Origin of the sequence: Pseudomonas sp. NPDC087814, assembly GCF_044742865.1 — a bacterium.
In the GTDB taxonomy this organism is placed as follows: domain Bacteria; phylum Pseudomonadota; class Gammaproteobacteria; order Pseudomonadales; family Pseudomonadaceae; genus Aquipseudomonas.
The window spans coordinates 98458-108139 of record NZ_JBIUVK010000018.1 but is presented as its reverse complement, the minus strand read 5'-3'; the positions used below and the strand labels follow the sequence as shown (position 1 = coordinate 108139).

Genomic DNA, 9682 nt, shown 5'->3' with positions numbered 1-9682 from the left:
CTGTTTCCTTGTCTGCACGAACAATAACGATGCCGGTGTCGACAGGTGCGGGCTTGAGGGTCAGGTATACCTTCTCCCCGGAGTGCAGACCTACACCTGTGGCACGGATAATATTCTTCAGGGTGCGTTGTTTAATCATGGCTTGGACCGCTTCAGCGCAAATTGCGAACTGGTATCAACAAAGGCTGGCGATAATAGCAGACCAGACCTTAGCTGAACACCAATCACCTTCAAAGCCCTGATACAAACCATTAATCGGCCTGACGACGCAGGAAAGCCGGGATGTCCAGGTAGTCCAGGTCATCTTGCGGATTCGGGCTGCGGGATGCAGCAGCACCGGCCTGAGCCTGGTTGCGCATCACGGTCGGACGATCCAGGTCACGATAGTTCACAGACGGCAGTTCCTGGCGCGAAGGCGCTGGAGCGGCAGCTTGCTGGCTGGCGTGGCTGGTATGGACGGTGTTGTCGATGACCTTTACAGGCTTCTCGATTTTCGCACCCAGGCCGGTCGCAACAACGGTCACGTGCAGTTCGTCGCGCATGTCCGGATCGATAACGGTACCGACCTTGACCATGGCGTGCTCGGAAGCGAAGGCTTCGATGATGCTACCCACGTCGGAGTACTCACCCAGGGACAGGTCAGGACCGGCGGTGATGTTCACCAGGATGCCGCGTGCGCCTTGCAGGTTCACGTCTTCCAGCAATGGGTTGCGGATGGCCGCTTCGGTAGCTTCACGTGCACGGTTCGGACCGCTGGCGCAGCCAGTGCCCATCATCGCCATGCCCATTTCGCTCATCACGGTACGTACGTCGGCAAAGTCGACGTTGATCATGCCCGGACGCTTGATGATGTCGGAGATACCGCGAACGGCACCGGCCAGTACATCGTCAGCCTTGGCAAACGCGGACAGCAGGCTTGCGTCCTTGCCGAGGATGGTCAGCAGCTTCTCGTTGGGAATGGTGATCAACGAGTCGACGCTTTCGGACAGCAGACGGATGCCTTCATCGGCGATCTGCATGCGCTTGCGACCTTCGAACGGGAATGGACGGGTCACGACGGCAACCGTCAGGATCCCCATTTCCTTGGCCACTTCGGCAATGATCGGCGCAGCACCGGTACCGGTACCACCGCCCATGCCCGTGGTGATGAACACCATGTTGGTGCCTTGCAGCACTTCAGCGATGCGCTCGCGGTCTTCCAGGGCGGCTTGACGGCCGACTTCCGGATTCGCGCCGGCACCCAGGCCCTTGGTCACGGCTGTGCCCAATTGCAGGATGGTGCGTGCACCGATGCTTTTGAGGGCCTGGGCGTCAGTGTTGGCGCAGATGAATTCAACGCCTTCAATGTTGCTCTTGACCATGTGGTTGACAGCGTTGCCGCCGCCACCGCCGACGCCGATCACTTTGATGACCGGGCTTGCGGGGATGTTGTCTACGAGTTCGAACATTTTCCCTCTCCTTTCATTTCTCTAGTTTTTTCGCCTACTACTTGAAACGGTGTTGCGGTAAATCTTTAGAAATTGCCTTTCACCCAAGCCTGCAACCGCTCGAACAACGGCGCTTTCGCTTCGTCGTCGCTTCTGTAGCTGTCGCGGTTGCTCGGGCCCGACAGGGAAATGCCGTCGGTCTGCTTTTGCAGCCCGTACAACAGCAAGCCCACACCGGTGGAATAAATCGGGTTGCGCACTACGTCGCCCAGGCCTTTCACGCCATGGGGCACGCCCAGGCGGACCGGCATGTGGAAGATTTCCTCGGCCAGTTCGACCGCGCCTTCCATCTTCGAGGTGCCACCGGTCAGCACGATGCCGGCCGGGATCAAATCTTCGTAGCCGCTGCGACGCAGTTCAGCCTGGATCAGGGTGAACAGTTCGTCGTAGCGCGGCTCGACCACTTCGGCCAATGCCTGGCGCGACAGTTCGCGCGGTGGACGGTCGCCCACGCTTGGCACCTTGATGGTTTCACCAGCACCGGCCAGCTTGGCCAGGGCGCAGGCGTAACGGATCTTGATTTCTTCGGCGTACTGGGTCGGTGTGCGCAACGCCATGGCGATGTCGTTGGTCACCTGGTCACCGGCAATCGGGATCACCGCGGTGTGACGAATCGCACCCTCGGTGAAGATCGCGATGTCCGTGGTGCCGCCGCCGATGTCCACCAGGCACACGCCCAGTTCTTTTTCGTCGTCGGTCAGTACCGAGTAAGCCGAAGCCAACTGCTCGAGAATGATGTCGTCGATTTCCAGGCCGCAGCGGCGCACGCATTTTTCAATGTTCTGTGCAGCGTTGACGGCGCAGGTCACTACGTGAACCTTGGCTTCCAGACGTACGCCCGACATGCCCAGGGGCTCGCGAACGCCTTCCTGGTTATCGATCACGTAGTCCTGCGGCAGGGTGTGCAGCACGCGCTGGTCAGCCGGGATCGCCACGGCTTGCGCTGCGTCGAGTACCCGCTCCAGGTCGGCCGAGCTGACTTCGCGGTCGCGAATCGCCACGATGCCGTGGGAATTCAGGCTGCGGATGTGGTTGCCGGCAACGCCGACAAATGCCGAGTGAATCCGGCAACCGGCCATCAGCTGCGCTTCTTCGATCGCGCGCTGGATCGATTGCACGGTGGATTCAATATTCACCACCACGCCCTTCTTCAGGCCCCGGGACGGATGCGTGCCGATTCCGACGATTTCCAGCGTGCCGTCGTCCGCGACCTCGCCTACCAGCGCCACCACCTTGGAGGTGCCGATATCCAGACCGACGATCATTTTGCCGCTTTGCACGTTTGCCATGGGTCCTGCCTCTTCTTAATTCTTCGCGACAGCAGGTTGCGCTGCCGTGGGCGCCGCAGGGGCCCGCCAGCCGACGGCAAGGCCGTTGGCGTAACGCAGGTCGATGCTCGCAATGTTCGTAATCTGTTCTTTCAAGGTCTTTTCATAGATGGCGATAAAACGGCGCATCTTTTCCACCAGGTTGCCGCGTCCCAGCAACAACTCGATGCCCGGGCCGGAACTGCCTGCACCCGTGGTCAAAAACCAGCTGCCCCGCTCGCGCAATTCCAGTCGCGCAATCGAGAAGCCCAACGGCCGCAGCATCTGGCTCAACGCCTGGTACTGCTGCATCACTTGCTGCTGCGCCCGCTGCGGTCCGAACAACTGCGGCAGGTGCTCGTAATTCGCCACTTCGCGAGGTGCAAACGCCTGGCCCTGGTTGTTCAACAGCGCACCATCACCCCAACGGGCCACGGGCAGTTGTTCTTCCAGGCGGATCGTCACTTGATCCGGCCACACGCGACGTACTTCGGCGTGGGCAATCCATGGCATCTGTTCCAGCTCGGAGCGCATGCCTGCCAGGTCGATGGTGAAGAAGCTCGACGCCACAAACGGGGCGATTCGCTGCTGCACGGCTTGCTGGCTGATGTAGCTCAAGTCACCCTGCACGCTGATCTTGGTGATCGGCCGGTCGGCATACGGCAGCAGGCGCTGGGCGCCTTCATACGTACCGAACCCCAGGGCCACCAGGATCACCGGCCAGAACAGCGCCTTGAGAAAACCAAAGTTGGCTTTCGGCATGCGCGCCGACATCGGCTCTTTAGCCACCATTCGGCTGGCACCACGCGGCACCGGCTTGCGGCCGGGAGCGGGTTGCTGATGACGAAGCGATGCGCCGTTCATGGTCTTAGCCTCGTGGCTCTATGCTTGCTGCCAGGATCGCCAGCACCAACTGCTGGAAATCCAGGCCGGCGGCACGAGCGGCCATGGGTACCAGGCTGTGGTCGGTCATCCCGGGTGCAGTGTTGACTTCCAGGAACCAGAAGTTCCCCTGGTCATCCTGCATCACGTCTGCCCGCGCCCAACCGGCGATACCCAGCGCCTCACAGGCTTTCGCCGTGAGGTCCATCAATTCCTGTTCCTTGGCTGCGTCGAGGCCGCACGGGATCCGGTACTGGGTATCGGAGGCCACATACTTGGCGTCGTAGTCGTAAAAGGTGTGGGGCGTGCCCAATGCGATGGGCGGCAATACCTGGCCACGCAGAGTAGCGATGGTGAACTCGGGACCTTGAATCCACTGTTCCACCAACACTTGCGAATCGTAGGTACTGGCCGCTTTCCATGCGTCAATCAATTCGGCGGCTGAGTTCACTTTAGCCATGCCGATACTGGAGCCTTCATGGGCTGGTTTGACGATCAAAGGCAGGCCCAGTTCCTTGGCTGCAGAAATACAATCGTCTTCGCTGCACAGCACGCTGTGACGCGGGGTCGGAATACCCAGGCTGTGCCACACCTGCTTGGTGCGCAACTTGTCCATGGCCAGGGCCGAAGCGAGGATGCCGCTGCCGGTATACGGAATGCCCAGGCACTCCAGCAGGCCCTGCATGCTGCCGTCTTCACCGCCACGGCCGTGAAGAATGATGAAGGCGCGGTCGATCTTCTCGGCCTGCAGGCGCGACAGGAAGTCATCACCCACGTCGATGCCGAACGCATTCACACCGGCACTTTGCAGCGCTTCCAGCACGGCATTGCCGGACTTCAGCGACACTTCACGCTCAGCGCTCTTGCCACCGAACAGCACCGCAACCCGGCCGAATTCGGCAGGTTGAATGGTCGAGAACAGGGAGCCGTAGTCAGTGGTCATTTCGACTTCCCCTGTGCGGCGGCAAACAGCGGGCTTGCCAGCAATTTAGGGGCGAGGCCACCGATGTCACCGGCACCCTGGCACAGCAGGATGTCGCCGGCACGCAGCAGCGGCTTGACGATCGGCGCCAGGTCCACACCACGCTCGATGTAGATCGGGTCCAACTGGCCGCGTTGACGGATGCTGTTGCACAGCTTGCGGCTGTCGGCACCCGGGATCGGTTCTTCACCGGCCGGGTAGACTTCCATCAGCAGCAACACGTTGGCATCCGCCAGTACATTGACGAAATCGTCGTACAGGTCGCGGGTACGGCTGTAGCGGTGCGGCTGGTACACCATCACCAGGCGGCGTTCCGGCCAGCCACCGCGTACGGCCTTGATCACCGCTGCCACTTCGGTCGGGTGGTGACCGTAGTCGTCCACCAGCATCACGTTGCCGCCGTCCACCGGCAGTTCGCCGTAGACCTGGAAGCGACGACCCACGCCGGCAAAACCCGACAGGCCTTCGACGATGGCTTCATCGCTGACGCCTTCGTCGGAGGCGATGCAGATGGTCGCCAGGGAGTTGAGTACGTTGTGGTTGCCCGGCATGTTCACCGAGACATCCAGCGGCTCGCGGTCAGGACGCAGCACGGTGAAGAAAGTCTGCATGCCTTGCTGGCGCACATTGATCGCGCGCACGTCGCAGTCTTCGCTGAAGCCGTAGGTCACGGTCGGACGCTTCACCAGCGGCAGGATTTCGCGCACCACCGGATCGTCCAGGCACACCACGGCCAGACCGTAGAACGGCAGGTTGTGCAGGAACTCGACGAAGGTTTTCTTCAGTTTGTTGAAGTCACCGTCGTAGGTCGCCATGTGGTCGGCGTCGATGTTGGTCACCACGGCCACCAGCGGTTGCAGGTGCAGGAAGCTGGCGTCGCTTTCATCGGCTTCGGCGATCAGGTAACGGCTGGTCCCCAGTTGTGCATTGGTGCCGGCTGCATTCAGGCGGCCACCGATGACGAACGTCGGGTCCAGGCCACCGGCGGCGAATACCGAGGCGATCAGGCTGGTGGTGGTCGTCTTGCCGTGGGTACCGGCGACGGCGATGCCGTGGCGGTAGCGCATCAGCTCAGCCAGCATTTCGGCACGCGGCACTACGGGAATGCGGCGCTCAAGGGCTGTGGCCACTTCCGGGTTGGAGGTGTTCACGGCACTGGAGACCACCAGCACATCGGCTTCGGCGGCGTTCTCGGCGCGGTGGCCGATAAAGATTTTTGCGCCAAACGATTCCAGGCGCTCGGTGACCGGCGACATTTTCAGGTCGGAGCCGGACACCTGATAACCCAGGTTCAGCAACACTTCGGCGATCCCGCACATGCCCACGCCGCCGATACCGACGAAGTGGATGCGACGGATGCGGCGCATTTCCGGTTGCGGCATGGCTTTCTGATTCTCAACCATGGGCCACCTCCAGGCAGATATCGACCACGGTGCGGGTTGCGTCAGGTTTGGCCAGGCGGCTTGCGGTGCTCGCCATGCTGTTCAGTCGTTCCGGTTGCATCAAAACCTCGGTCAGGCGTGCGGCCAAATCGGCGGCGCCAGTCGTTCTTTGCGGCAGCAGGAAGGCAGCGCCCTCCCCGGCCAAATATTCGGCGTTGCGGGTCTGGTGATCGTCGATCGCGTGGGGCAAAGGCACCAGCAAGGACGGCAGACCGGCGGCAGCCAGTTCACTGACGGTCAACGCACCTGCGCGACAGACCACCAGGTCGGCCCAGCCATAGGCTTGGGCCATGTCTTTGATGAAGGGCTGCACATTCGCCTCCACACCCGCTTCGCGGTAGCGCGTGGCGGTCACTTCATCGTGGTTCTTGCCGGCCTGATGGAAGATCTCGGGGCGCAGCTCCACGGGGAGTTGCGACACCGCTTCAGGCAGCAATTTGTTCAACGGTTCGGCGCCCAGGCTTCCGCCCAGGATCAAGAGGTGCGCCTTGCGACCGGCCAATGGCTGGCGGGCGATGTCCATGAACAGTTCGGTACGCACCGGGTTGCCGGTGGTACGCAACTTGTCCGCGGCACCAAAGGTCTTCGGAAACGCCTCGCATACCCGTGCAGCCAAGGGCACCAGCAGGCGATTGGCAGTGCCGGCCACGGCATTCTGCTCGTGGACGATCACTGGCACGCCGGCGAGTCTTGCCGCAACACCGCCCGGGCCGGTCACGTAGCCACCAAAGCCCAGCACGCATACCGGCTTCACTTCGCGGATCACCTTGCGCGCTTGCCACACGGCCTTGAGCAACACGAACGGCGCCTTCAGCAGGGACAATTTGCCCTTGCCACGCAAGCCGGTGACGTTGATCAAATGCAGCGGCAAGCCGGCATTCGGTACCAGATCGTTTTCGATGCCGCGCGGCGTACCGAGCCAATGCACGGTGTAGCCACGATTCTGGAACTCACGGGCACAGGCCAGCGCCGGGAACACGTGGCCACCGGTGCCGCCTGCCATGATCAGCACGTTAGCGCCCATGGTTCGGCTCCTCGGCGAAGTCGCTTTCGCTGAACTCCATCTCTTCGCTGCCCAGGTGGGTCCGACTCTCCCACTCGATACGCAGCAACAACCCGAGACAGGCGCAACAAATCACCAACGAACTGCCGCCGTAACTTAGGAACGGCAAGGTCAGGCCCTTGGTCGGCAGCAGGCCGACGTTCACCCCGATGTTGATCAGGAACTGGCCGATCCACAGGAACGACAAGCCGTACGCCACGTAGGCGGCGAAATATTGCTTGGCCTTTTCGGCCCACAAGCCGATGTACATGCCGCGAACACACACGAACACGAACAGCGCGACGGTGCACAGCGAACCGACCACACCCAGCTCTTCGGCGAGTACCGAGAACACGAAGTCGGTGTGGGCTTCCGGCAGGTAGAACTGCTTCTGCACGCTATTGCCCAGGCCCACGCCCAGCCACTCACCGCGACCGAAGGCGATCAACGCCTGGGTCAACTGGTAGCCGGAACCGAACTGATCGGACCACGGGTCGGTAAAGGTAATCAGACGGGCCATCCGGTAGGGTTGCGCCTGCACCAGAATGGTCACGGCGGCCACCGCCAGCACCACCATCAAGGTGAAGCGGAACAGGCCGACGCCGCCGAGGAACAGCATCGCCGCCGCCGCCCCCATCATTACGACGGTGGCACCGAAGTCCGGCTCCATCAGCAACAGGCCGGCCATGGGCAGCAGCACGATGAATGGCTTGAAGAAGCCCATCCAGCTTTCGCGTACTTCTTTCTGGCGCCGCACCAGGTAGCCGGCGAGGTAGATCACCACGAACACCTTGGCGATTTCCGAGGGCTGCACGTTGAACGCACCGAAGCCGATCCAGCGCATCGAACCGTTCACCTCACGCCCGATGCCGGGCAGGATCACCATCACCAACAGGCCGAAGGCGCCCACCAGCATCAGCCAACCCAGGCGCTGCCAGGTGGCGATCGGGATCATCATGGTGACGATGCATGCGCCAAGGCCAATCACCAGGTACACCAGGTGACGGATCATCATGTACAGGGTGTTGCCCGATTGCACCGCAGCCACTTCCGAGGAGGCCGAGGTGATCATCACCAGGCCCAGGCCCAGCAGCGCGAGGCAACCGGCGAGCATCGGGAAGTCCAGGTCGATACCGCGCCCGGTAATGATCGGCGACGGGTACGGCTTGATGATGTTACGGAAATTGATACTCATGCCAAGGCCTCCACGGCGCGGGCGAACAGCTGGCCGCGCTCTTCGTAGTTCTTGAACATGTCGAAACTGGCGCAGGCAGGCGACAGCAGCACCACGTCGCCCGGCTGAGCCAAGGCTTTGGATTGGGCGATGGCATCGTCCAGGGACTGCGCGCGCACCTGCGGTACGGCGTCGCCCAGGGCATCGGCGATCAGGCCGGAATCACGGCCCATCAACACCACGGCGCGGCAGTTGGCGGCGACCGGGCCTTTAAGGTCCTTGAAGTCGGCACCCTTGCCGTCGCCACCGGCGATCAGCACGACCTTGCCCTGAATGTCGGCACCCAAGCCTTCGATGGCAGCGAGTGCCGCACCGACGTTGGTGGCCTTGGAATCGTTGTAATAGCCAACACCAGCCAACTCGCGAACCCATTGGCAGCGATGCTCAAGGCCGGCAAAGCTGCGCAGGGCCGAGAGCATGGCGTCGAACGGCAAGCCGACGGCGTGACCGAGCGCCAGCGCCGCCAGGGCGTTGGCCTGGTTGTGGGCACCACGGATTTTCAGTTCGCGCACCGGCATCAGGTTCTGGAATTCGAAGGCCAGGTATTTCTCGCCGTTCTCTTCCCGAAGGCCGAAGGCCTTGAAGTCAGGCTTGTTCAGGCCGAAGGTCCAGCACGGCAGACCTTCGCCGATCAGCGGACGGCTCAGGGCATCCTGACGGTTCACCACCACTTGCCGCGCGCCACGGAAGATCCGGTGCTTGGCCAGGTGATACGCCGGCAGGCCGCTGTAGCGGTCCATGTGGTCCTCGCTGACGTTGAGCACGGTGGCCACCTCGGCGTTGAGCTGGTCAGTGGTTTCCAGCTGGAAGCTCGACAGCTCCATCACGTACAGCTCGACGTCGTCGTTGAGCAGGTCCAGCGCCGGCGTGCCGAGGTTGCCGCCCACGGCCACGCGCTTGCCGGCCGCAGCCGCCATCTCGCCCACCAGGGTGGTCACGGTGCTTTTTGCATTGGAACCGCTGATGGCCACGATCGGCGCCTTCGCGTTACGCGCGAACAGCTCGATATCGCCGGACAACTTCACGCCACGGGCCGCCGCCGCTTGCAGGGCCGGGGTCGCCAGGGCCAGGCCGGGGCTCACGTAGAGCTCATCGGCACGGCACAGAAACTCGACATCCAGCTCGCCACAACGCACTTCCACGTGCGGGTAGTCACGGCGCAGCGTGACCAGCTCCGGTGGATTTTCCCGCGTATCGGCCACGGCAAACGACGTGCCCCGGTTCGCCAGGAAGCGAACCAGGGACATGCCGCTCTTGCCGAGGCCGACAACGATGCGGAAGTGGTCTGAAGCGATCAGGGACACTC

Annotated in this window: 9 protein-coding genes; all 9 read right to left on the bottom strand. The window is 62.2% G+C overall.

Going from position 1 to position 9682, the window contains the following annotated elements:
- The coding region (locus ACIOMR_RS16325) for a UDP-3-O-acyl-N-acetylglucosamine deacetylase (protein ID WP_401195207.1) at positions 1-139 on the bottom strand (139 nt) is incomplete at its 3' end.
- A gap of 112 nt (positions 140-251) precedes the next feature.
- On the bottom strand, positions 252-1448 hold the full coding sequence (gene ftsZ / locus ACIOMR_RS16320; protein ID WP_003216225.1) for a cell division protein FtsZ: 1197 nt from the start codon (positions 1446-1448) through the stop codon (positions 252-254).
- Between the two features lie 65 nt (positions 1449-1513).
- On the bottom strand, positions 1514-2776 hold the full coding sequence (gene ftsA / locus ACIOMR_RS16315; RefSeq protein WP_003216224.1) for a cell division protein FtsA: 1263 nt from the start codon (positions 2774-2776) through the stop codon (positions 1514-1516).
- Between the two features lie 15 nt (positions 2777-2791).
- Positions 2792-3658, bottom strand: coding sequence for a cell division protein FtsQ/DivIB (locus ACIOMR_RS16310; protein ID WP_023659197.1), 867 nt, complete (start codon positions 3656-3658; stop codon positions 2792-2794).
- A 4-nt stretch (positions 3659-3662) separates the two neighbouring features.
- Complete coding sequence (locus ACIOMR_RS16305; protein ID WP_401195198.1) at positions 3663-4619, bottom strand: D-alanine--D-alanine ligase; 957 nt, start codon at positions 4617-4619, stop codon at positions 3663-3665.
- On the bottom strand, positions 4616-6061 hold the full coding sequence (gene murC, locus ACIOMR_RS16300; RefSeq protein ID WP_003216219.1) for a UDP-N-acetylmuramate--L-alanine ligase: 1446 nt from the start codon (positions 6059-6061) through the stop codon (positions 4616-4618). Before murC ends, ACIOMR_RS16305 begins: the two co-directional genes overlap by 4 nt.
- The gene (gene murG / locus ACIOMR_RS16295; RefSeq protein WP_008434228.1) at positions 6054-7124 is read right to left on the bottom strand and encodes an undecaprenyldiphospho-muramoylpentapeptide beta-N-acetylglucosaminyltransferase; all 1071 of its coding nucleotides are present in this window, start codon (positions 7122-7124) and stop codon (positions 6054-6056) included. The genes murC and murG overlap by 8 nt, the downstream gene beginning before the upstream one ends.
- A complete protein-coding gene (ftsW, locus tag ACIOMR_RS16290; RefSeq protein ID WP_003216215.1) occupies positions 7114-8337 on the bottom strand; it encodes a putative lipid II flippase FtsW in 1224 nt (407 codons plus the stop codon). The genes murG and ftsW overlap by 11 nt, the downstream gene beginning before the upstream one ends.
- Positions 8334-9680, bottom strand: a complete 1347-nt coding sequence (gene murD / locus ACIOMR_RS16285; protein ID WP_003216212.1) for a UDP-N-acetylmuramoyl-L-alanine--D-glutamate ligase — start codon at positions 9678-9680, stop codon at positions 8334-8336. Before murD ends, ftsW begins: the two co-directional genes overlap by 4 nt.
- Between the last annotated feature and the right edge of the window lie 2 nt (positions 9681-9682).

What these genes read in the sequence shown, in the direction of transcription:
- ftsZ (WP_003216225.1), bottom strand. Translation starts at nt 1,448, where the DNA reads ATGTTCGAACTCGTAGACAACATCCCCGCAAGCCCGGTCATCAAAGTG.
- ftsA (WP_003216224.1), bottom strand. Translation starts at nt 2,776, where the DNA reads ATGGCAAACGTGCAAAGCGGCAAAATGATCGTCGGTCTGGATATCGGC.
- ACIOMR_RS16310 (WP_023659197.1), bottom strand. Translation starts at nt 3,658, where the DNA reads ATGAACGGCGCATCGCTTCGTCATCAGCAACCCGCTCCCGGCCGCAAG.
- ACIOMR_RS16305 (WP_401195198.1), bottom strand. Translation starts at nt 4,619, where the DNA reads ATGACCACTGACTACGGCTCCCTGTTCTCGACCATTCAACCTGCCGAA.
- murC (WP_003216219.1), bottom strand. Translation starts at nt 6,061, where the DNA reads ATGGTTGAGAATCAGAAAGCCATGCCGCAACCGGAAATGCGCCGCATC.
- murG (WP_008434228.1), bottom strand. Translation starts at nt 7,124, where the DNA reads ATGGGCGCTAACGTGCTGATCATGGCAGGCGGCACCGGTGGCCACGTG.
- ftsW (WP_003216215.1), bottom strand. Translation starts at nt 8,337, where the DNA reads ATGAGTATCAATTTCCGTAACATCATCAAGCCGTACCCGTCGCCGATC.